The organism is Helicobacter sp. 23-1046, assembly GCF_053654635.1.
Map to the genome: position 1 here is coordinate 20,985 of NZ_JBSIUS010000002.1, position 22,508 is coordinate 43,492.

The 22,508-nt window shown below is 41.6% G+C and carries 22 protein-coding genes; 9 read left to right on the plus strand and 13 right to left on the minus strand.

What is annotated here, in order from left to right; translation table 11 throughout:
- Positions 1 to 68 precede the first annotated feature (68 nt).
- Positions 69 to 1,328 carry a Tol-Pal system protein TolB gene (gene tolB, locus ACWIUJ_RS06480; protein ID WP_454169770.1) on the minus strand — a complete coding sequence of 420 codons (1,260 nt, stop codon included), beginning with the start codon at positions 1,326 to 1,328 and terminating at the stop codon, positions 69 to 71.
- Between the two features lie 105 nt (positions 1,329 to 1,433).
- Here tolB and ACWIUJ_RS06485 point away from each other — a divergent pair, with 105 nt between their 5' ends.
- A complete protein-coding gene (locus tag ACWIUJ_RS06485; protein ID WP_454169772.1) occupies positions 1,434 to 2,378 on the plus strand; it encodes a phospholipase A in 945 nt (314 codons plus the stop codon).
- A gap of 29 nt (positions 2,379 to 2,407) precedes the next feature.
- Here ACWIUJ_RS06485 and ACWIUJ_RS06490 read toward each other — a convergent pair whose 3' ends face one another.
- The 4 genes from ACWIUJ_RS06490 to metE form a co-directional block, all read right to left on the minus strand.
- Positions 2,408 to 3,475 (minus strand): methylenetetrahydrofolate reductase, encoded by a 1,068-nt coding sequence (locus tag ACWIUJ_RS06490; RefSeq protein ID WP_454169774.1) that lies wholly within the window; start codon positions 3,473 to 3,475, stop codon positions 2,408 to 2,410.
- Entirely contained in the window at positions 3,472 to 4,281 is an 810-nt protein-coding gene (locus ACWIUJ_RS06495; RefSeq protein ID WP_454169776.1) for a pyridoxamine 5'-phosphate oxidase family protein, read from the minus strand. The genes ACWIUJ_RS06490 and ACWIUJ_RS06495 overlap by 4 nt, the downstream gene beginning before the upstream one ends.
- A 61-nt stretch (positions 4,282 to 4,342) precedes the next feature.
- Complete coding sequence (locus ACWIUJ_RS06500) at positions 4,343 to 4,513, minus strand: hypothetical protein (RefSeq protein WP_454169778.1); 171 nt, start codon at positions 4,511 to 4,513, stop codon at positions 4,343 to 4,345.
- Between the two features lie 37 nt (positions 4,514 to 4,550).
- Positions 4,551 to 6,920, minus strand: a complete 2,370-nt coding sequence (gene metE, locus ACWIUJ_RS06505; protein ID WP_454169779.1) for a 5-methyltetrahydropteroyltriglutamate--homocysteine S-methyltransferase — start codon at positions 6,918 to 6,920, stop codon at positions 4,551 to 4,553.
- 202 nt (positions 6,921 to 7,122) lie between these two features.
- Between metE and ACWIUJ_RS06510 the strand changes: the two genes are divergently transcribed.
- From ACWIUJ_RS06510 to ACWIUJ_RS06530, 5 genes are all read left to right on the plus strand, one after another.
- Entirely contained in the window at positions 7,123 to 8,394 is a 1,272-nt protein-coding gene (locus tag ACWIUJ_RS06510; protein WP_454150323.1) for a DNA recombination protein RmuC, read from the plus strand.
- Positions 8,395 to 8,425: 31 nt separating this feature from the next.
- Positions 8,426 to 9,502 carry an A/G-specific adenine glycosylase gene (locus ACWIUJ_RS06515; RefSeq protein ID WP_454169781.1) on the plus strand — a complete coding sequence of 359 codons (1,077 nt, stop codon included), beginning with the start codon at positions 8,426 to 8,428 and terminating at the stop codon, positions 9,500 to 9,502.
- Between the two features lie 56 nt (positions 9,503 to 9,558).
- Positions 9,559 to 11,658 (plus strand): heavy metal translocating P-type ATPase, encoded by a 2,100-nt coding sequence (locus ACWIUJ_RS06520; protein ID WP_454169783.1) that lies wholly within the window; start codon positions 9,559 to 9,561, stop codon positions 11,656 to 11,658.
- A 148-nt stretch (positions 11,659 to 11,806) separates the two neighbouring features.
- Positions 11,807 to 11,935: a hypothetical protein gene (locus ACWIUJ_RS06525; RefSeq protein WP_454169785.1), complete on the plus strand. Its 129-nt coding sequence runs from the start codon at positions 11,807 to 11,809 to the stop codon at positions 11,933 to 11,935.
- 33 nt (positions 11,936 to 11,968) lie between these two features.
- Positions 11,969 to 13,450, plus strand: a complete 1,482-nt coding sequence (locus tag ACWIUJ_RS06530; protein ID WP_454169787.1) for a hypothetical protein — start codon at positions 11,969 to 11,971, stop codon at positions 13,448 to 13,450.
- Positions 13,451 to 13,472: 22 nt separating this feature from the next.
- On the opposite strand, the gene ACWIUJ_RS06535 is transcribed toward ACWIUJ_RS06530, so the two are convergent.
- From ACWIUJ_RS06535 to folK, 8 genes are all read right to left on the minus strand, one after another.
- Complete coding sequence (locus tag ACWIUJ_RS06535; protein ID WP_454169789.1) at positions 13,473 to 13,871, minus strand: hypothetical protein; 399 nt, start codon at positions 13,869 to 13,871, stop codon at positions 13,473 to 13,475.
- Between the two features lie 78 nt (positions 13,872 to 13,949).
- The gene (gene fliY / locus ACWIUJ_RS06540; protein WP_454152006.1) at positions 13,950 to 14,768 is read right to left on the minus strand and encodes a flagellar motor switch protein FliY; all 819 of its coding nucleotides are present in this window, start codon (positions 14,766 to 14,768) and stop codon (positions 13,950 to 13,952) included.
- A gap of 17 nt (positions 14,769 to 14,785) precedes the next feature.
- A complete protein-coding gene (fliM, locus tag ACWIUJ_RS06545) occupies positions 14,786 to 15,850 on the minus strand; it encodes a flagellar motor switch protein FliM (protein WP_454150331.1) in 1,065 nt (354 codons plus the stop codon).
- Entirely contained in the window at positions 15,843 to 16,535 is a 693-nt protein-coding gene (locus tag ACWIUJ_RS06550) for an RNA polymerase sigma factor FliA (protein ID WP_454150333.1), read from the minus strand. Before ACWIUJ_RS06550 ends, fliM begins: the two co-directional genes overlap by 8 nt.
- A gap of 59 nt (positions 16,536 to 16,594) precedes the next feature.
- The gene (locus ACWIUJ_RS06555) at positions 16,595 to 16,921 is read right to left on the minus strand and encodes a hypothetical protein (RefSeq protein ID WP_454150334.1); all 327 of its coding nucleotides are present in this window, start codon (positions 16,919 to 16,921) and stop codon (positions 16,595 to 16,597) included.
- Positions 16,922 to 16,940: 19 nt separating this feature from the next.
- On the minus strand, positions 16,941 to 17,855 hold the full coding sequence (locus tag ACWIUJ_RS06560) for a P-loop NTPase (RefSeq protein ID WP_454169791.1): 915 nt from the start codon (positions 17,853 to 17,855) through the stop codon (positions 16,941 to 16,943).
- A 9-nt stretch (positions 17,856 to 17,864) separates the two neighbouring features.
- Positions 17,865 to 19,361, minus strand: coding sequence for a flagellar biosynthesis protein FlhF (gene flhF, locus ACWIUJ_RS06565; RefSeq protein WP_454150338.1), 1,497 nt, complete (start codon positions 19,359 to 19,361; stop codon positions 17,865 to 17,867).
- Between the two features lie 11 nt (positions 19,362 to 19,372).
- The gene (folK, locus tag ACWIUJ_RS06570) at positions 19,373 to 19,891 is read right to left on the minus strand and encodes a 2-amino-4-hydroxy-6-hydroxymethyldihydropteridine diphosphokinase (RefSeq protein WP_454150340.1); all 519 of its coding nucleotides are present in this window, start codon (positions 19,889 to 19,891) and stop codon (positions 19,373 to 19,375) included.
- Positions 19,892 to 19,988: 97 nt separating this feature from the next.
- Between folK and ACWIUJ_RS06575 the strand changes: the two genes are divergently transcribed.
- The 3 genes from ACWIUJ_RS06575 to carA are packed head-to-tail and all read left to right on the plus strand — an operon-like array spanning position 19,989 to position 22,496.
- Positions 19,989 to 20,747 (plus strand): protein-disulfide isomerase, encoded by a 759-nt coding sequence (locus tag ACWIUJ_RS06575; protein WP_454169793.1) that lies wholly within the window; start codon positions 19,989 to 19,991, stop codon positions 20,745 to 20,747.
- A gap of 55 nt (positions 20,748 to 20,802) precedes the next feature.
- Positions 20,803 to 21,354 (plus strand): DUF507 family protein, encoded by a 552-nt coding sequence (locus ACWIUJ_RS06580; RefSeq protein WP_454150343.1) that lies wholly within the window; start codon positions 20,803 to 20,805, stop codon positions 21,352 to 21,354.
- Entirely contained in the window at positions 21,354 to 22,496 is a 1,143-nt protein-coding gene (carA, locus tag ACWIUJ_RS06585; protein ID WP_454150345.1) for a glutamine-hydrolyzing carbamoyl-phosphate synthase small subunit, read from the plus strand. Before ACWIUJ_RS06580 ends, carA begins: the two co-directional genes overlap by 1 nt.
- The last annotated feature ends 12 nt before the right edge of the window (positions 22,497 to 22,508 follow it).

A 22,508-nucleotide genomic window follows, 5' to 3' on the forward strand; every position in this document is an offset into this window, starting at 1 on the left:
ATGCTTAGATTTTGGCAGTGCGTAAAATTATAGTCTCTAAAAGTTTATATGTCAATAGTTAGCATATATTACCAATCATAAGCCTGAATTTTTACCTTTGGCAGGGAGAAAAAATAGCTACTATTGTAGTCAAGACGAATGATTCCAAGTGCGCTTTGTGTGGGCGTGTATTTGATAAACATTAGATTCTTGCCATCTTTTGAGAAGCTAGGCATTTGGTTTCTGCCATTTTCTGTAAGTCGGCGAATGTAGTCGCTTTTAGTGGAAATAAGGTAAATGTTAAAAGTGTTTTGTCCAAATTCGTTGTTTGTCTCTCTGCTCGTGTAGGCGATATATTGGTCGTGCGTAGTGATAGCACTATTATTGCGCCCGTGAAAGACGACTTGCTCGACATTACCACCATCAATCCCTGTGGCAAAGACATTAGGATAGCCAAGTCTATCGGAGATAAACGCTACTTTTGTGTTGTTGTTGATAAATTTCCCACCCACATCGATACCAGAAAACCCTGTGATTTTACGCAAGGAGCGCGAAGCCACATCATAGAGAAAAATATCTGCGGCGTTATCTGCAGGAGTGAGCGTCATTAGAATCTTCTTGCCATCGGTGCTCACATCACTGACTACCGCCATTCCATCACTGCTTACAAGTCCTTGTGAAACCCCTGTGTTTAAATCATAGCGCACAATCGTAGGCTTTTTGTTGATGTATTTGGTGTAGTAAAAAAAGCTCTTGTTTCTATCGCCCCATTTTGGAAAGATATTCATTCCGCCCTTGATAATATCATTTTGATAGCTTAGCGTGTAGTCTGCAAGAGCAATGGTGGTGTTGCCCGAAGAGGTATATTTAGAGAGGAGCACGGGCTCAAGCATCCAATCAATATTTGGGGCTTTGATATAGGCATTCATATCGATACACATTTTGTGCGCGATAAAGGGATATTGTTTGAGTGGGATTTGTGCGTATTGCTTGTCAATAACCAAAGTTTTTTTATTCACATCATAGACAACCAAATTACCGCTTACATTGTTGCTTGATTTGGTGATACTTACTTGTGCGATGAGGTCAATTCGCCTTGCTTTGTAAGATTCAAAGTCGGGGGATTTTTTTGGTTCGCTTGCTTTAAGTGCTTGGAAGTGGTTGCTTACCTTTAAATCACCGATGAGCTGTGCGACCACTTTCTCACCATATTCCTTATTGTCCGCTATATGTTCCACCGAGACATTGGGAAGTTTTGTGGAGCTTTTCACAATTTCAATAGTCGCATCTGCTGCCCCAAGTGCAAACACACCCACCAATGCCATAAAAATACCTAACCGCCTTATCATTGCTTCTCCTTACCATTTTACAGAGTTGATTCTAAAAGCGGTATTATACTCTAAAAACACAAAAATATGCTATGATTCCCTCTTTAAGCGTTTTTTAGGGGAGGTGTGGGGTTGCGTTCTATTTGTTGGGTAATGATGCTGTGCTTTGGTGTGGTATTTTCACAAGATGACATTACTCCTATTGCAGATACGGACACTTCATTGAGTTTGCCACAAGCCCCACAACCTATCCAAAAATCCCGCGCTATGCAAGCCCAAGAAAGCTACCGAAATTATTTAAAAATACTTGAGCACGAGGGCACTTATTTTTTGTTTTATCACAGCTTTACTCCCGTTAAAGATTCTTTGCGTCCATTTTTAGAGCAAAATGAACTCAAATTCCAACTAAGCGCGAAACTCCCGCTGTGGCGTGGAGCGTTTTGGAGTAAGGGGACACTTTTTTTTGGTTATACCCAGACGATGTGGTTTCAGTGGTTTAACTTCGAGTATTCTAGTCCCGTGCGCGACACAGATTATAAACCAAGTATTTTTTACTCCTATCCTGCAAGTTGGGAATTTTTGGGGGATTCTTCGCTTGAGTTACGACTTGGACTTTTGCATTATAGCAATGGAATTGGTGGGGAAGAATGCTATCGACAAAGTTTTAGCACACCTGTGCCTGCGAATTGTCTCTCGCGCTCGGCTGCCAATCGCATTATGTTAGAGGGAATTTGGGAGGCAGGAGGCGTAGCAAAGGGCTTTGGCGTGCATATCAAAGCGTGGCCCTTTATCTCAGGGCGCAAAGACACTCCACAACTACATAGATATATGGGTTATGGGAGTTTGCGTTTATATTATGTGAATGGGCGACATAAGAGCGAGGTAGATTTTACCCCCATATTTGCGGATTTTGGGAGATATTATCCTAGTGTGCGTGTGGGCTATTCGCTTGGGATAAATGATTTTGTCGCACTCTATGTGCAGTATTTTTATGGATATGGGGACAATTTGTATGAATACAGAGTGCGCTCTCATCGTTTGGGGATAGGATTAAAAGCAAGGAGTTGGTAGGTTTATAGGGTTGTTTTTGAATGTAGATTCTACACAAACTCCCCTAAAAGCGCGATATTATTGCTACTCATAAAGTGGATTTTGGGGTGGAGTGTGCGTAAATCTTCCCATACTTTGCGCGAGAGCTCAAGCCCGATTTTTCTCTCGTATTCCTTGCCTTTTGCGCTCGCAGATTCTAGCCTCTCTAGCCAATCTTTGGGGATATACACCCCGGGCAATTTATCGCGCAAAAACACTGCCACGCGGTAGCTAAGCACGGGGAAAAAGCCAAAAATGATTTGGGTGTTTTGATTGGTATTTGCGAAGTTTTGGGCGCACTCTTGGGGTAGATTTTGGTTAGATTCCTGTGTCAAATGTTGGCTAGAAGCCTCCTCACGCTTTTTATTAGCATTATTGATAATCTCGCATTTTGCCTCCTCTAACGCCTCTAGCAAAAACTCCGCAGATTGCTTAGCAAAGATAGGTTGCGTGAAAAACGCGCAAATTGGCGCATTTGTCAGCTTGCGTTTAAGTTTGGTTTTGAGCGAGGCGGGGTTGTTGGCGTAAGAATTTATCGTGCTAAAGGCAAAGATTTCGCGTGGACGCGTGATTAGAGGCTTACCATTTATCGCGATTCCAGAATTTAAATCCGCGATTATTCGCGTGAGTTTGAGCGAATTTTCCTCAAACACGCCCTTAGATTCCGCGCAATCGCCCAGCTTTATGGGGTCGCCTGTGAGGGCTAAAAACGCACGCAAATCAAATTCATTTGCCCCGAGAATCTCCCCGCACAGCGCGATTGAGTTTCTATCTCGCATTGAAAGCGTGCAAATAAGGGGTTTTTGTAATGCGTTTTGGAGCTTTATGGAGCTTAAAATCGAGCTAGGCTTAAAGCGTGCCAGCGGAGAATCTGTGCAGACAAACGCATCGATTGCCTCGCCTAGCGTTGGCATTTTTTGGGAATCTAGATTCTCACTAAGCGCGTTTTGTGCAAGCGCGGATTTGATTGTGGTGATAAATTCGCTTGTATCCGCGCTTAGCGGAGGTGTTAGCTCAAAGCTCAAAAACGCCTTTTGAGTGTGGATTTTATCGATTAGATTCTTAATTTGCGTATTCATTGTGCCTCTTTGTGGTTTTGCCTAAATTGTCTCATTAGCGCGATAGTTTGGCTATCAATGTCGCTATTTTGGGTGTGCGATTTGGCGCGGGTTTGCAAATCGCTCAAAATTGATTCAAACTCGCTGTGTTTGAGATTTTGCCCAAATTTTGCTTTTATGCTTATGGATTTTATCTCTATAATTCCCACAAACACGCCCCTTTCACTTCCCATAAATGCTTCTTTGCTAAAGCTAAAATTTTCACTTTGTGGCTCATATTTTGCCACAAGTGCGCGTAAAATAGCGCGTTTATCTGCCAAATCCTCCACCACGCGAAATCTCCCCACCACAAGCACGGAGAAGAAAAACTGCGTAGGTATCATCGCTCCACCCAAAAACTCCGAGCCTATGTAGGCGTAGGGCTTTGCTACGCTAAAACTTACTTTTGGATTGTTTTTTAGCAGTCTAAATTTGCGCCCCGCTTTTGCGCCGTGAATGCCGATTGCACCATTTGGCGCAAAATCGCTCAAATAGCAAAAACTAAGCGGTATGGCATAAGGCAAATCCGCCTCCAAATCAGGCACAATCAGCACTCCAAAAGGGATTTCATCAAAGTGGCGTTTGAGTAAATCCATATCATCGCATTCAAATTCAGCTCGTCTTATAATCTGTCCTTTTGTGTTTTTTAATATGGTTGCACATTTTAAAAATGCGAAATTATTTTTGAGATACTTCGGTCGTGGCTTACGCACTCCCTCAGTATGACAATTTATGGATTGCCACGCTCGCTCGCAATGACGAAACCCACCCCCTAGCCCCCTCCGCAAGGGAGGGGGAATTTATATCCGCGGTTGATTTTGGATACTTCGCTTAAGTATGACAAAACGCTTAGATTGCCACGAGAATCCTTACGGATTCTCTCGCAATGACGAAATATTTTAGATTCGTGTTAGCGCAATCGAAGTAGTTGCGGTGGTGCTTGCGGAGTTTTTGGCATTTTGACACAAGGTTAGCGCACTGCTCGTGCGTGCCTTGTGGGAAAATGCCAAATCTCTGCAATGATTACCCAAATACAAATTGCTACCACGCAAAACACTTACGATTGCCTAACGACTCTCACCGCCTCTACCATATTTTTTAAGCTGGGCTTTACTTCCTCCCATTTGCGTGTTTTTAGTCCGCAGTCTGGGTTTATCCATAGTTGTTCTTGTGGGAGCACTTCGAGCAATGCTTTGATTTGCACCACGATTTCCTCTACGCTAGGGATTCTAGGACTATGAATGTCATACACGCCCGGTCCCACTTCGTTTGCATAGCCCACGCTTTTAAAGACTTTGAGCAACTCATTGCCACTTCGCGCTGTTTCAATGCTTATCACATCAGCGTCCAACGCCTCGATTGTCTTAATAATGTCGTTAAACTCGCTATAACACATATGCGTGTGAATCTGCGTTTCGTTTTTTGCCACTGCGGTGGAGATTTTAAAGGATTCTAACGCCCATCGCTCATATTCTTTGATATTCTCAGCGCGCAATGGATAACCCTCTTTAAACGCCGCTTCATCGACTTGGATTATTTTCACGCCTGCGTTTTGCAAGTCGTTGATTTCATCAGCGATGCCTAGCGCGATTTGCTTACACACCGCTTCACGCGCTAAATCATCACGCACAAAGCTCCAATTTAGAATCGTTACAGGACCTGTCAGCATTCCTTTCATTATCTTGCTTGTGAGGCTTTGGGCGTAGGTTATCCACTCTACCGTCATAGCCTTTGGGCGACTCACATCGCCATAGATGATTGGGGGCTTCACACAGCGAGAGCCATAGCTTTGCACCCACGCATTTTTAGAGAAAACAAAGCCCTCCATTTGCTCGCCAAAATACTCCACCATATCGTTGCGCTCTGGCTCGCCGTGCACAAGCACATCTAGCCCCACTTCCTCTTGGAATTGCACGCAATCAATGATATATTCTTTTATGCCCTTTTCATAGTCGCTTTGGCTCATCTCGCCTTTTTTATACCCTAGTCGCAATGCGCGGAGTTCAGGCGTTTGCGGGAAGCTCCCGATGGTGGTGGTGGCAAGATTTGGATAGCCTAAAATTTCTCTTTGAATCTTAATGCGCTCTTTAAATTTTAAATCGCGCTCTTTTTTGCTCACCCCCGCTACGCGCTCGCGGATTTTTGGATTATTTGTGAGTGTAGATTTTGCTCTGGAGAGATTTGCCTCTTTGTTTTGCTCCCACGCGGATTTTGTCTCTTCTGTAATGCCATTTCTAAACACCGCATTTAAGAGCACGATTTCGCTTAGTTTTTCCTCCGCAAAGCTAAGCCAAGAGAGGATTTCGCTAGGAATCTTGCCACTTTCTTCGCCTTGTTTGCTAAAAGGCGTATGAAGCAGTGAGCAAGAGCTCGCCACTACGATTCGCTCTTTTGGGATTTTTTGCGCGATTTGTTCGAGCAAAGCAAGTTTAGATTCCAAATTTGCCACCCAAATATTGCGCCCATCGATGACCCCAGCAAAAAGCACCTTATCGCTTTTAGCTATTGACTCTAGTGCGTCAAAATTTTTGCTCCCCGTGAGAAAATCTAACCCGATTCCATAGATTTTGGTATCAAGCAAAATCTCGGTGAGTTCGTTGCTATGCTCAAAAAATGTGCTTACAATCGCTTTAACGCCCTTATCGCTGATAGAATCATAAATGCACTTAATCGCACTCCCGCCTTTACCGCATTCTAACCCAAAGATTTGCTCATCAAACCCGCGCACAAAGATAGGCTCGCTAAATTCGATGATGATTTCAGAATCTAGAGCCCTTAGTCCCGCGACAATTTCATCGATTAAATCCAAATACGCGCCTTTTAGCTTTTTGAAAATCGCGTGAGAGTCGCCACTTTGGATTTTACTCAACGCAAATAATGTAAAAAGCCCAATAAGGCTAATTTTGGGCGTATGTCCTAGCGATTTTGCCTCTTTATACTGCGCGATAATCCCGCTTGCATCCGCCTTATAGCTGTCATTTTCGCTTAATTCTGGCACGACATAGTGATAGTTGGTGTTAAACCACTTTGTCATCTCGCACGCCACGCCACTTTTGTGCCCGCGTGCTAGGGCGAAGTAGCCCTCTAATCCGTTGAGATTTGCAAATCTTGCGGGCTTTGCGCCAAGTGCGAATGCCAAATCCAACACATTGTCATAAAAGCTAAAATCATTGACACAGACAAAATCTAGCCCTTTTGTCGCGGTTGTGCCACCTTTTAAATCGCCTTTTGCGTTGCTTGGCGCGATGATAGAGGCATTTGCTTGCAGCCCCCAATGCTTTGCGCGTAAGTCTTTTGCGACTTGTTGTAATTCATTTTCGCTTGCTTTCCCAGCCCAAAAGGCTTCTAACACCTTTTTTAGCTCTCTATTTTGCCCGATTCTAGGGAATCCTAATATGCTTGTTTGCGGATTGCTTGTTTTGCTCATAAGTTGTCCTTTGTGTTGAATTTCAAATGTGGTATTTTGGCATAAAAAATTAAAAACACAATATGTATTTTAAAATTTTTGTAATTTTTCTACGAAATACTTAGAATCTTCATAGCAAAGTTCAAGCCCAAAATGCAATTTTTCCAAAAAAAGCATATTATAATGCCACATTGATTTTATTTTCTTTGAATAAGGAATGATGATGATTGATGTATGGATTGTTGTGAGTGTGATATTTTTGATAGTGGGCGGATTTGCGGTTTTTGTAACGCATTTAAAAAGCCAAATTTCCGCGTTTGCAAGGAAAAATGCCGAACTCTCAGATTCCATAACGCAGTTTGAATCCCGTGCTACACAATCCCAGAATGCTATGATTGCCCTAAGAGAGGAAAATGCCGCGCTAAAAGCACAACTCTCAAGTGCGCAAACACTCTACCAAACGCTTAAAGAACAATCTACACACAGCCTTGCTACGCTTAAAATAGAGTTTGATAATGCGCTCCAAAAGCAATCAAACGCGCTTTTAGAACAAAACAAAATATTTATCCAGCACGATTCTAAAAAGATTTTAGATGAGGTTTTTACGCCCATTCAGCGGAGTGTGGAGGAGTATTCTAAGGGCTTGCGTGATAATAAAGTGAGCTTAGAGACAAACATTAAAAATATGTTTGATTACACGCAAAGTATGCGTGAAGACGCTAATAAGCTCACTCAGATTCTCAAAGGTGATAAAAAAACTCGCGGAAATTTCGCCGAGCTTCAGCTAAAAAGCGTGCTAGAGCAAAGTGGGCTAAAGCAAGGTGAGCAATACCAACTTCAAGAGCAATCTATAATCGAGGGCAAAAAGTATATCCCCGATGCGGTGGTGTATTTGGATAAGCAAAAAAGCATTATTATCGATGCGAAGTTTTCTCTGCCTAATGATTTTGACTTCGCCGAGATTACAAACGCGGTGTGTGAGCAAATCGCTGGGAATCTCAAAGAGAGAATCGATGAGCTTGCTAAAAAGCCTTATGCGAACTTCAAACAAAACACTTATGATTATGTGCTGTTGTTTGTGCCTTATAATAACCTTTTAGATTTGGCACTGCAGGCAAATCCAAGTCTCTATCAATACGCCTATGAGAAGCAAATTTATCTCACTACACCGCATACGCTTTTTATGGCGTTAAAAACCATTCAAATCAGCTGGCTTCACATTCAAGGCGATGAAAATGTCAAAAAAGCCCTTGAGGAGTTTGGCAAGTTTTGCGATAAGTTTGGTGGCGTGCTTGGCTCATTTAATGCCATTCAAAAGAATCTAAAAACCCTCTTAGGCAATATCGATACAATGCAATCCCAGCTTGATGGGCGCGGTGGGCTTACGAGCTTTGTTGAGCGTATTAGCGCACTTGGTGTCAAAGGCAAAAAGTCTCTGCCAAAAAGTAGCGATTCTCACACTCTTGAGCACGATGATTTGCTTTCTCAAGCGTAATTTGTGGGTTTAGAGCGCATAAAGAGCACATTTGAAGTATTTAGAAGGTTTTAATGTCGCGCACTTTGAGCATTGTGTGCTTGAATGGTATGGGCGGTGCGGGCGCATTGAGTTAGCTTGGAGAAATTTTAGGCGCGATGGTTCGCAAAGCTATGAAGTGTATGTGAGTGAAATGATGCTCCAACAAACGCAAGTTTCAAGGGTTTTAGAGCATTATTATTTTCCATTTTTGCAAGAATTTCCAACGCTTAAATCTTTAGCAAATGCCACACAAGAGCGCGTGCTAAAGGCTTGGGAGGGATTAGGATATTACGCGCGGGCGCGAAATATGCAAGAATGTGCGCGTATATGCGTGCAAAAGCATAATGGAAATTTACCACGCGACACACACGAACTGCAAAAACTTCCCGGCATTGGCGCGTATAGCGCGGGTGCGATTGCGTGTTTTGGTTTTGGCGAGAGTGTGGGCTTTGTAGATTCTAATATCGCACGCGTATTTTATCGTCTCTTTGCTATCCAAAAGGCGAGCACAAAGGAATTATTTTCCCTTGCAAATATGCTTGTATCCACGCATAGTCCATTTGAATACAATCAAGCCTTGCTTGATATTGGTGCGCTTGTTTGTGTGAAAATGCCAAAATGCGCTATTTGTCCGCTTGGCTCAATGTGTAAAGGCAAACATTCTCCCCAACTCTATCCACACAAAAAGCCCCGTGCAAGAGAGAATCTGCATTTGCATTTGTTTGGCGTGTATTTCTTGCGGGGTAAAAAAGCGCATATCGCCCTGTGTCAAAGTGATAGCGCGCTTTATTTTGGGCTATACAATTTGCCACAAACCACAAATCCCAAGATTCTCAAAAGCAAATCCAGTGATTTCCCTCTCCCCACTCACATTGGCACTTTGAAGCATAATTACACCAAATATGCCATTAGCGCGGAAGTGTATGCGATTAAATGTGAGAATCTCCCTCAAGCTAGGAGTATTTTAGCGTGCATTGATACGCGAGATTCTTACAAGGCAGAGTTTTTCACTTTTACAGAGATTGACGGTATCGCGCTTTGTAGTCTTGCTAAAAAGGCTCTCAAACTTTTAAGAAGCATTACTTGATATTTACTTTTCTTTATTAAAACGCGTATAAATTTACACCCCAACAAGGACACGCAATGCAAAAATTTATCATACACAATCTTGATTGTCCAAATTGTGCGGCAAAGCTTGAGGGCAGTCTGGCTAAGATTCCAAGTGTGCGCGAGGTTAAGATACATTTTGCAACCAATATTTTAGAAATTGATTGTGATGACATAAGCGCGGTGCGAGCAGGCATTAAAAAACTCGAGCCAAGCGTAGAAATCACAGAATCTACACTCAAAAATCACAATCCAAAACTGACATTTTTTACTCCTACTTTGGCATTGCTTGGCGCGTTGGCGGTGATTTTCGTTGGGAGCTTGTGTGCGGATTATTTGTATGGAGATTTGCTCCAAGATTCACAAAAGGAATTTTTTGAAAACGCACTTATGATTCTTTGGGTTGGGATTTATCTTATCGCTGGGCGTAATGTGTTTAAGGGCGCGTTTAGAAGCATTAAGAATAAAGAGTTTTTTGATGAAAACACGCTAATGCTCATCGCCTCAATCGCGGCGTTTTGCATTGGAGCGAGCGAAGAGGCGGTAAGCATTATGCTGTTTTTCTCTGCGGGAGAATACCTCCAAGAAATCAGTGTGAAAAAATCAAAAGCCGCTATCAATCAAAGCGCGAATCTCGCGCCCACTCTCGCGCACAAATGCGTGCAAAACGCCACACAAGACACTATTGACATAGACCCACAAACACTTGAAGTGGGCGATGAAATTGTGCTGTATGCGGGCGAAATGTTGCCCTGTGATTGTGTGTTATTAAGCGAGGAAGCGAGCTTTAATTGTGCGGCAATGAGCGGAGAATCTTTGCCTGTTGATTATGTGGCGGGCAGAGAAATTTTAAGTGGGGCGATTGCGCTTAGTTCGGCTGTGAGGTTGCGCGTTGTAAGAGAGTTTGAAAAAAGTCAAATCGCCAAAATTGGCGAACTTATCGCTAATGCGAGCGCGCAAAAGTCCAAGACAGAGAGCTTCATCACTACTTTTGCGCGTTATTATACGCCTGTAATGTTGCTTTTTGCCGTGCTTGTGGCTATCATTCCGCCGTTGTTTTTCGCGCAGAGCTTTAATGAGTGGATTTATCGCGCTTTGGTGGTGCTTATGGTGAGCTGTCCTTGCGCATTGGTGGTGTCCGTGCCTATCGGGTATTTTGGTGGATTGGCTGCTACGAGTAAAAATGGCGCATTGCTTAAGGGCTCAAACTATTTAGAAGCCCTAAGTCAGCTCAAAGCAATCGCCTTTGACAAGACAGGCACGCTCACAAAGGGAATCTTCAAGGTCATAGAAGTCGTCCCTAGCGATGGATTCTCAAAAGATGAGGTGCTCTCCTACGCGCTATGTGCGAATAATCTCTCCAATCACCCAATCGCACAATCTATCAAAGCAGAATATGAAAAACTCGCCCACAAACACAGCGTGAGCGAGTATGAGGAACTCTCAGGCTTAGGCGTGCGTGCGGTGTGCGATAGCCACGAGATTATCGCGGGCAATGATGCGATTTTACATAAATTTGATGTCTTGCATAATACTTGTCATATTAAGGGGAGCGTGATTCACATTAGCGTGGATAAGCGTTATGTGGGCTATATCATCATTGCTGATGAGCTTAAAGATGAGGCAGTGGGCGTAATTAGTGCGCTTAAGGGACTTGGGATAGGTTGTATAATGCTAAGTGGGGATAATGAATATCCCTGCAAAGTCGTGGCGGATAAGCTAGGCTGTGAGTTTAGGCATTCACTTTTGCCCGATGATAAGGCGCGCGAATTTAGGAATCTCAAAAATGCCACCAAAAATGGCAAAGTCGCCTTTGTGGGCGATGGTATCAATGACGCGCCCACGCTCGCACTCGCCGATGTGGGTATCTCAATGGGCAGTGGGAGTGATATAAGCCACCAAAGCGCGGATATGATTCTCACTAATAGTTCGCTTCATACATTGCTTAAATCTATCCAAATCGCTAAGAAAACAAAGATTATCATTTATCAAAATATCGCCTTTGCGCTGATTGTCAAGGGTGCGTTTATGGTGCTTGGGCTTTTTGGCGTGGCTGAGATTTGGGAGGCAGTCTTTGGCGATGTGGGTGTAGCACTGCTCGCGCTTGCCAATGCGATGCGTGCCCTAAGGCTTTAAACTCATAACTTTTGTGGTGTTTTGCCACTTTTTTCCTCTTTTTTGCACAAAAGCCTTTCACTTTTTTTAAACAAAAATTTTTTAAAATTTGGGTGCGTTTTTGTAAAAACAGTGCAAAAACGCAAAAATCTTAAAGAAAGGAGTCCAAATGGACCGAGCACCACAGGTAATCCTAGTGGTGGCGGTCGTGGCAATAATCCACCTAAAAAGTAATTTATTTTTAGGATTAGGATATGAAAACAGGGTGGCTTGTGGAAACCAAGCTACCCTGTTATAACTAACTATAAACAATACAACAAGGAGCGCTACAATGAAAAGAATACTTTTGCTAATAATGACAATATGTGCGATAGCACAGGCAGAAATGACTCTCGAGGAGGCTCATAAGATTATTAAGGGGCGTAATACCATTGAATCAGATCCTTTACTTTATTTTCAAGCAATGCAAAGAATTAAAAAAGAAATCACACATTATGAAATTGAAGAACAAATCGTTGATGGATATAAGGTTGGTGAAAGACATAAGGGAATGTCAAAAGAGGGTGAAATATTAGAACAAATATATTTTGACACTGGCGCACTTTCTAAAATCACAAAAGAAAATGTAACGAGGGACATTAAAGAATCGTGCGAGGGTATGTCTTCCACTATATGTTCTTTTTTGCCCACAACGATACGAGAATATTCTTGGGGAGGGAAAGAAGAGGTAGCATTTTATTTTCGCTCTTATGTTGTGAGTTTTATAGAAGTGGAGCGTATCCTCCAAGAACTCTCTACATTTAAACTCCCACAAAATACACCAAGCATTTATCAACGCGCAATTAGGACAATTATGCAAGATATTTATAAGGATATACAAAAAGTTTATAATAACGATGGAGAATTTTTTGAACTTGTGAAAAATTATAAAACACTCACTGCAAAATATGCTAATACACCAATTACCCAAGCGATGATAAACCCACTTAAAACATCAGCCCAGCAACAATATAACACTTTAGTAAAGTTAGAAAAACAAAGAGAGAAATTAGAAGAGCAACAGCGCGAAGAAATAGAATCCAGAAGCGAGACACAAGCAATTCGGGCAAAATTAAAACCGCTTTCTGATAAAAAACACGAACTTATGAAACTTTCAATAAATAGAAAGATTGATGATGAAAAGTTTAGGGAGGAACTTGATTTGATTAATAAGGAGATTGCGGAATTGATGAAAGAATTGCCTGCAATCCCAGAGCCTCAAGGAAACCCTGAGTTAGACACACAAATAGCTACAAAGACAGTAGAGTTATCCCTCTTGGTCCAAGAGCTTCTTTTCTTAGAGATGCAAAGAGAAATCCAAAAGGTAGAAAAAATGAACCAAACACAACTCACACAATATGTCATCCAACACTCCGTGTGTAGTAAAAAGCAACTAGAAGAGCAAGAAGAGCAAGGTGAGCAGTGTGTTGATAGGGAGGACATTATCGCTAATGCCAAAAAGGGGTGGTATGACCCACAGTATTTATTTAACCCATTTTACCCCCAGCGTCCTATCCTTATGTTAGGAGTATGGGAAGATGAGGAAGGGAATCGTTGGTCAGAACAAGAGTTTGACAGATATAATCTTATTGTAAAGAGAGCCTTTGCTCTTAATGATATAGCACAGGCTCTTAAAAATAATGATATGCAAGAGCTCCACAACTCCCTTAAATATTTTGAACAATTTACAAAAAATAAAGAGAGAGATTTTGTCTCCCAGCTTATTAAGCAAATTAAACGCACCTATAAGATTGATGATGGATATGGAGATTAAAGCAAGGGCTTATCGTTATACATTAAGGCTTAGGTGCGAGAATCTCGCTATAATGCTTAAGGCTTTGCTCAAAGATATTTTGCCCTCCGCTTTGCTTCACATTTGGCGTGAGGGGCTGTGAAAGTCCCTTATGGCAGTTTATGCACTCATTGATGACTTTGTGATTTGCTCGTAGCTCTGGGAGGCGGATTTTCTCCACGCTATGACACACAAAGCAATCCTGCCCACAGCCCACGCCAGCCCCCGCGTTATTGCTTGCTTTATCGGTATGGCAGGATTTGCACGCTAGCATTGGTTTGTGGCGCGTATCCTTTTTATAATCCAAGTTAAAATGACAACTTTTGCAATCCCCCGAGCAATTTGCCCATAGAGGTGATAATAACGATACAGCGAGCAAAATGATAACAGCGACTTTTTTCACATACTTCCTTATGCGATTATTTCGCGTAAGGGTAGCATTAGATTCTAAATTTTGCGCCACAACGGCAATTTTTGCGCATTATCCGCGCAGTTTCTCTAATCGCTCACGCTTCGTGCCAATATCTGTGATTTGGATTCCAAAGTTTCCATCGACAATGACTACCTCGCCTCGTGCGATGACTTTATCATCGACTAGGATTTCTAGCGGGTCATTGGCGAGCTGGTTGAGCTCTATCACGCTTCCAATATCCATATTGATGACATCTTTTAGGAGCATTCGCTTCTGCCCGATACGCACTTTGACATTTAAGCGCACATCTAAAATCATATTGATATTTTTAAACTCCACCGCGCTTAATGCCACACCACCTTCCTTGCCACCCTCGCTAGAAGCCTCCCCGTTAAAGATATTGCTAAAGGATTGGGTAGTAAGGATTAAAAAATCTGTTTGGACTTTTTCTAAAGAAAAATTAAAGATATACGCCTTATCAAACGCGCTCAAATCAATTTCTTTATCGACAAGCTCGATTTTTTCGCACGCAAAGGAGACTTTTGGGAGATTTTTTTGTGAGCCTAAGTTCGTAGAAATCGCACCAAAAATATTTGAGACAATTTCTTTAATCGCGTCTAAATCATCATTGCTTATAGAATCTTTTGGCTCGCCATCGCCTCCTAGCATCATATCAGAGAGTGCGCTTCCCATTTGCGCGGGGACAACCATAGAGATTTGTGAGTTTGACTCCCCGCTTACTTTGATATGGGCGAGCGCATACACCTTTGGCAATGATTCTAAGCTGACATTATCATCGCGAGTATGGGTGATTTGCGCATCTTTACCCAAAAGCCCAGAAATGGTCGATTTGCCCTCCGCGATGACTAAATCAATAAAACTCTTCATACTCATAGTCTTGCTCCTTACTCATTTTCTTCTTCTTCGACATCAATCACGCGGTTTTTGCGTTGCGCCTCAAGCATTTCAAGCACTTCTTTGACTTGGTCTTTTTCTGTAATGATAGTTTCTTTAATAGTGATAGTCTTGCGGTAGCGTTGCAAACCAATGGAGGCGACATACTTCTCTCTCCCATCGATTGATACGCGCACGGTGTCATCAGCCACAGAATCTAGGCGGATAATATTTCCAGCTTCTAAATCAAGCACTTCTCGCAAGCTCAAAGTCGTCTCGCCCACATACGCAGAAACCATTACGCCAGCCCCCGCGACAAGTGCTTGGAGCTCTTTATTACGCGATTTTTTTGAGCTTTTATCACTTAGCATTAAATCGCGCGTAGCAAGCCTTGAGAGCACGGTCTCAAGTGAAATCACGGGATAGCAAAGGTTCATCATACCGCTTGAGTGTCCAATGATAATCTCCATAACCACCATAATGACAATTTCATTTTGCGCCACGATTTGCACGACATTGGGGCTAGATTCCTTAGCGTCAATGCTTGGATAAATTTCTGTAACAGAAGCCCACGCTTCTTTGAGGTTTTGCATCATTTGGCGCAAAATTGTATCAAGCAAATTCACTTCAATGTCGCTAAATTCGCGCGAGTTCTCATACGGGTCGCCCTTACCGCCCAAAAGTCTATCAATCATAGGAAAGGCAATGCTTGGGTTTATCTCTAGCACGCCACTGCCCTCTAGCGGTTTCATTGAAAACACATTAAAGCTCGTAGGGCTTGGCAAGCTCATTAGAAATTCCCCATAAGTCATCTGATCAACGCTATGGAGCTGAATCTCAACAATGGAGCGCATAATAGCTGAAATTTGGCTTGAGAGTGAGCGCGCCATTTTGTCGTGGATACTTTTAAACGCACGCAACTGCTCTTTACTAACGCGGTTTGGTCGTTTAAAGTCATAGAGCGTTACTTGCTTTTGATGGAGAATATCCTCTTTTTCAAGGGTATTGGTATCCCCGCCATCATCGACTACTTCAAGTAGCGCATCAATTTCTTCTTGACTTAGTATATCAGCCACGATTTTCTCCCAATTTCACGCGGATTTTTTTAATCACTTCTTTAGAAACTTGAGAGATTCTAGATTCTGTGATTCCTAAAATTTCGCTAATCTCTCTTAAGCTCAATTCCTCAAAGAAATACAGCTGGATAATGGTTTGTTCCCTTTGGCTTAGCCCGCTTAGAATCCTAGCGATAATTTCCATTAACTCCTCTTGTTGCAAATCTTCTAAAATATTATCACCAATAATGGCATTATACTGCTCATCGATTGGCACAAGCGCGTAAATATCGCTCGCAATCCGTGCTTCTTTGATTTTTTGAATATCCTCATTGAGTGCTTTGGCTAAGTATTCATCGCTAGGCTCTTCTTGGTGGAGGTTAAAGTATTTTGAGGTTTCAAAGTCAATGCCCTTAATGAGCTTGCGACTAGAGCGAGAAAGCACATCTAAAGAGCGTAAATAATCGAGCATAGCACCATTTACGCGCGTTTTGGCATATCCCCAAAATGAGTCGTTAATCGAGCTATCATAGCGTCTAGCAAGTTTTACGAGCTCCTCTGCGCCGATTGAGACTAAATCCATTACATCAATAGAGCTTGGCAGTCGTTCTTTTAGCCGAAATGCCATAGCCTTAACGGCGGGAAGATATTGAGTGGCTAGCTCATCTTGGGCAAACTTAATATTTTTGCTATACACATTTTTCATACAATTTAGCCCTTTATCATTATTTGTTATAAGCACTTGTGCTTTTTAACACGGCACATTTAGAAATCTTCTTCGTTTTCTCTATCAGCTTCTATGCTTTTTAGGAACGAACGGATTCTCGCGCTTTCACGCTCTTTTTTGTCAAATTCGAGGCGATAATACTCCAAGTTTTGCTCTAATTTGCTCTTTCTAGTCTGCAACGAAGCAAAGTCCAAAAACCAAAAACACAACGATATGCACAATGTGATGATAAGATAAATACCCATTGTGGTAAAAATCGTCCAAATAAGCATAATGGCAGGGTCATCGAACTTAATAATGGCAAAAGTAAGCCCTATGAAAAATCCCGTAACAATACCAAAACTCATATAATTATCTGGTTTCATTCACGCCTCACACGATAAGCTAGCAATACCCTGCTACGCGCTTAAATAGACACGCCAAAGCATTGTTAGAATTAAGCATATTTTGTTCCATTTTATGCGCGTTTTTTGGTGTGGATTGCGAAGTAAAAAGCGTGGATTCTAACGCAATGAGATTATGCAAGATAGTATCCATTTGGAATTTTTCCGCGCTTAAGCTTTGTGTTTTACAAAAAATCTCTCTTTTTCTGCACGCATTGATTACAAGCGGGCTATGGGCTAAGAATCCTAAATAGTGGAGAGTAAGACCCGGGATTTTAGATTTCGCAAGCGACTTCATACGAGAAAATACCGAATTTGCCTCACTCGCGCTTTGTGCCATATTAAGCACGATGGCAATATCACTTTTTTCTTTAGCATTGAGCTTTATAGTGGCGTAGGCATCGGTGATTGCACTTGGGTCATTCATCGTAACGACAATAAGCAAGTCGCTTGCGTCTAAAAAGTTTTGTGAGATTCCCCCAAGACCAGCTCCTGTATCAATTATCATATAATCAATATCTTCACACACACCGCTTTCGTTTAAAAATCGCTCAAACACACCACTATTAGCATATTTGAGAATCTCATCTCCATTATCTCCGGGTATGAGTAATAAATTTTTTTCGACATTAAAAATAATATCCTTAAATCCCACTTCGCCTTTTAGTGCGTGTAAAATGTTGTATTTGGCGTGGATTCCAAACATAATGTCTAAATTTGCCAATCCAATATCAGCATCAAAAATAGCTACTTTTTTGCCAAGCTTGCACAACAAATAAGCGAGGTTTGCTGCTATACTTGATTTCCCAACGCCACCTTTCCCGCTGGTGATAGCGATAAAACGCGTCTTGTATAAAAACCTTTTTTCACGCTTCTCAACGAGATTTTTGAGTTCGCTTGCTTGATTTGGTTGCATTATCGCCCCCTATATCAACATTTTTTCTTTGACGCCCTCAAATCCTTCTAGCAGGCAATCTACCAAGTAGTCATTATTTGCCACCACCAAGTCATTTGGCACTCCTTGTCCAATGGAGAGATAACTAATGGGTTTTTTGCTTTCATACACTAATGAAAACATATTCCCAAAGTAGCGACTTTCATCAAGTTTGCTAAAAATCATCGTATCAATATCAAGGTAATTTGCAAACGCATTGTAAGTATCGCGCAAATCCTCGTATTTGACATTAAGCGCGAGCACAAGTGAAACATCGATTTTGTAGTCATTATCCACAAATTTTTTAATCGATTCAAATTTTTGTTTGTCATTTTGCGAATGACCAGCCGTATCGATTAAAATAAAATCACAATGTTTGAGGGCATCAATGGCTGCGCCGAGCTCTTGAGGCTCTACTACTGTATCAATGCTTAACCTCATCATTCGCGCATACGCCATTAGTTGGTCTACCGCAGCTAAGCGATAAGTATCAAGCGTGATAATCCCAACTTTATGGCGTTTTTCTACCATTAGGCTATATCGTGCGGCAAGTTTTGCTAGCGTGGTGGTTTTACCCACTCCTGTGGGACCTACAAACATCATTATGCGTTTTTGTGTGCTTTGGAGATTCTCTGTGCGACAATAAATCATCTTTCGCAACACTTCGCGGAAATATCGCTTTGTCATCACAGAGTTTTCGCGCATTCTAAGAGGCATAAGCTCTAAACTTAGGCGCATAATCATCTCTAAATGCTCCTTGCTCATTCCACTTTCTTTGGCGATTCGATAGATTTCAGAAAACTCCTGCGGTATGTGTAAATCATTTGGCGCGCGTTCTTGCCAAAACATATTTTGAATAAGTTTGATTCTATCATTCACCTTGCCCATTTCATCGCGCAACTCCTTGATTTCAACCCTTTCTGCTTGTCGCTCTGCGCGCATTTCACTGAGTTTAGAATCAAGTTTTACCTCGCCAAGAGGCGGTGTGTCTATCGGGGTTTGGACTTGCCCTACATTTTTGTAAGGATTGGTGTTTGAGAGATTGGTTGTTCTTTTGTTTGAATCTGTTTTGAGTTCGTTTGCTCTTGGGCTACTCACACCCGCGATTTGAGAAACTTCGCGCACAAGGTTGCTTAGCTGGATAGTCGCCTCATCACCACCTTTTACCTTTTGTGCGCGCTTTTTAGCGAGCTGTTTTTGTGCTATTTCTTCAATCCTTGCTTGGACGCTATTGGTGGGGAGTTCAGATTCTTGTGTTGCGGGATTTTGCGCGTTTGTTTGAGAATCTGCCATTGCTTGTGCATTTGTGCCACTAGAAGTCTCCTCATCAACCACAAAAACCATCTCATAAAGCCCCGCTTGTGTGGGCGATTTTTTACGCACCTCTTTTGTTTCTAAAAGCTGAATCTCATCGCCCAGCTCATCTCTAGCCTTTTTCATCGCTTCTGCTGGCGTTTCCCCAGAAAATGTAACTACTCTTTTTGCCATAAATTTCCTTTTCAATGTTTAGATTCTAGCAAACTTAGCGGGATACACACACTTAGTCGTTTCTCCCAATGAATGTGTGGAATTGTAAGATATTCTCTCTTTAAAATCAATTTGTTAAACAAAATTATATCAATATCTAGGATTCTTGGTGCATTTTTAAACACTCTTTTTCTCTTTCTGCCAAAACGGCGTTCCAAATAAAACACAAGCGCGTAAATTTCTAATAAACATAGGCTTGTTTGTGCGTATATAACGGCATTTAAAAAATCTGGTTGATTGATATAGCCAAAGGCAGGGTTTTTTATGATTGGACTTGAGTGGAGTGCAGTGATTTTTGGGTGGTTTTTTAGCGTGCGAAAAAGATTCTCAAAAACTTTATGGGTGGTTGGCATATTTCCGCCAATGCCTAAAACAATGTGGTTGCGCGCGCGTAATTTTCTATGTTTTTGGAATGTAAGCGCGGGGTGTAAGTCATAGTAACTATAATGTGCGGGATAAGATTTTTGCGCAAGTGTAGTGATTTGTGCCATTAAACTCCCTAACTCTCAAATAAATATGTTGTGGTTAGAATAAAATTTGCTAAAAAATTTTACAATCCCAAAGAATTATACATTAAAAGGAGTGCAAGTGAAAAAAACAAATGTAACAAAAACTTCCATAACAAAAATCTTTTTGGCGATGATTTTTGCATTGAGTGGATTGTGTGGAGCGAGTGATTTTGAAACAAAAGTGCAAAAACTTATTAAAGAAAAAACTAAGCAAGATGTGAAAGTTTTACGCACCATAGAGCTTAAGGGCACAAAGGATATAAAACTTGTCATTATGCAGGCGGGCAAACTCAAAGTGCCTGTGTTTGCAAGCAGTGATGGCAATGTCGTCTTGGGTGCAAGCAATGTGTTTTTATCGAGCGATAATGCTGATAGCGCGGAGTATCAAAATATCACAATGCAACTTAACGCACAAAATGACAAGCCAGATAATCAAGCGGTGGCAAAGTTTTTTAATGGGTTAAAAAAAGATGAATTTATCGTGCTTGATTCTGCAAGCAAAAAAATTACTTATATTGTTGCTGACCCAAATTGCGGAAGTTGTCAAAGAGAAATGCAAAACATAGAATCTAAACTCAAAGATTCTAAGGTTTATGTGCTTTTGGTGGGATTTTTGGGACCAGATTCTGCATTAAAGTCCTCGATGATAAAACAACGACTTTTAGACCAAAAGGATACCGCACAAAAAGTCGCTTTGCTTAAAGAAGTTTTTACGCACGGGTATCAACTACCTGACAAATACAAGAATGCCGATGTGAGCGATATTTTTAAATTAAGCGAAAAGGTTGCTCAAGCGGGCATTAAATCTGTGCCATATATTTATCAAAGCACAAAATAAGCAAACTTTAACCTAACAAATTATACAATGCGTTATAAAAACAAAAGGATGGCAAATGAGACTAAAAACCCAGCACGCGCCATATATCGCCAATAAGATTAGCTTAGATTTATCAAACGCTGATTTTATTGAGATTATAGGCTCGCTAGATAATGTTACACAAGTTGCCTTGCAAGCTCTGCAAGAGAATATTCAACAAGAGCGCGAAATCAATGAACGAGCAAATGAATTGCTCCAAGAGCACGAGACAGAAATTGAGGATTATCGAATGGACGAGAATGAGTTGGCGTGGAAGTTTCGCCGTCAAATTGCGAGCGAGCGAAATTTCTCGCTAAGTTGGGACGAGCGGTGCAGCGATATTTCACACAAGATTCTTACCGAGCTCACTAAAGCACGACTTATTGGCTTTAAGGTTTCTGAGATGATTATCAAAAATACCATTCACAAGGCAATCAATGAATATTCCAGAATCTATGAAAAAAGCGAAGAAGAAGTGCTAAAAAAAATCGATAAATACAAGCGTAGATTGGTTGCAGGGAGCGAGGAATACAACATTATCTTTGCCAAACTCTATGAAGAAGAGCTCCGCAAAAGAGGATTGGCATAATGGCACGCAAAAGCACCGCCAATATGGAGAAAATTTCGCTGTATTTTGAAAATGGTGTGTTTTTGCAAGCAAGTAGCTTTGGTGCATCTGGCGAAGCAGTGGGTGAAATAGTTTTTAACACTTCTCTTACGGGCTATCAAGAAATCATCACTGACCCAAGCTATGCGGGGCAGTTTATCACTTTTAGTATGCCAGAGATTGGCATTGTGGGTGCAAACGAGCAAGATTACGAATCTATGGAGATTTTTGCAAAGGGCGTGATAGTTTCTCATTATAATGACCGTTTTTCAAACTTCCGTGCTACAAGCTCGCTCTCTCACATATTACAAAAGCACAATATTCTTGGAATCTGTGGTATTGATACGCGTGCGATTATCAAAATGCTCCGCACACAAGGGGCTATGATGATGATAGCAAGCACACAATGCCACGATAAGCAAGTCTTAGAGCAAAAACTCGCCAACTCTCCACGCATAGAACACATCAACTACATTCAGCAAGTCTCCACACAAAAAGCCTATACGCACCAAGATAGCGTGTATGATTTCGAGCAATTTGCATACAGCAAGCCAAAATGGCGCAAAAAAATTATCGCCATTGATTTTGGTATCAAACGCAATATTTTAAACGAACTCAATGCCGTAGGGCTTGAAGTAGAGGTAATATCGCATAAATTTCGTGCGACTGAGATTATCAAGCGATTCCAAAGTGGCGAGATAAGTGGCGTATTTTTATCCAACGGACCGGGCGACCCGCTAAGTTTGCAAGATGAGGTAAAAGAGATTAGACAGCTTATAGATTCTGCTATTCCTATTTTTGGTATTTGTTTGGGACATCAACTTTTGGCTCTTGCGCACGGCTTTGAGACTTATAAGTTAAAATTTGGACATCACGGGGGCAATCACCCTGTGAAAAATCTCCTTACAAATGCCGTAGAAATCACATCACAAAACCACAACTACTCTGTGCCAGATTCTATAGAATCCATCGCTGATGTTACACATAGGAATCTCTTTGATGGGACTATCGAGGGATTACAATATCATAATAAGCCCATTTTTTCTCTCCAGCACCACCCAGAGGCAAGTCCGGGACCAAAGGAATCTCGCCGTGTTTTTGAGCAATTTGCACAAATGCTTTAGCGACATACAATC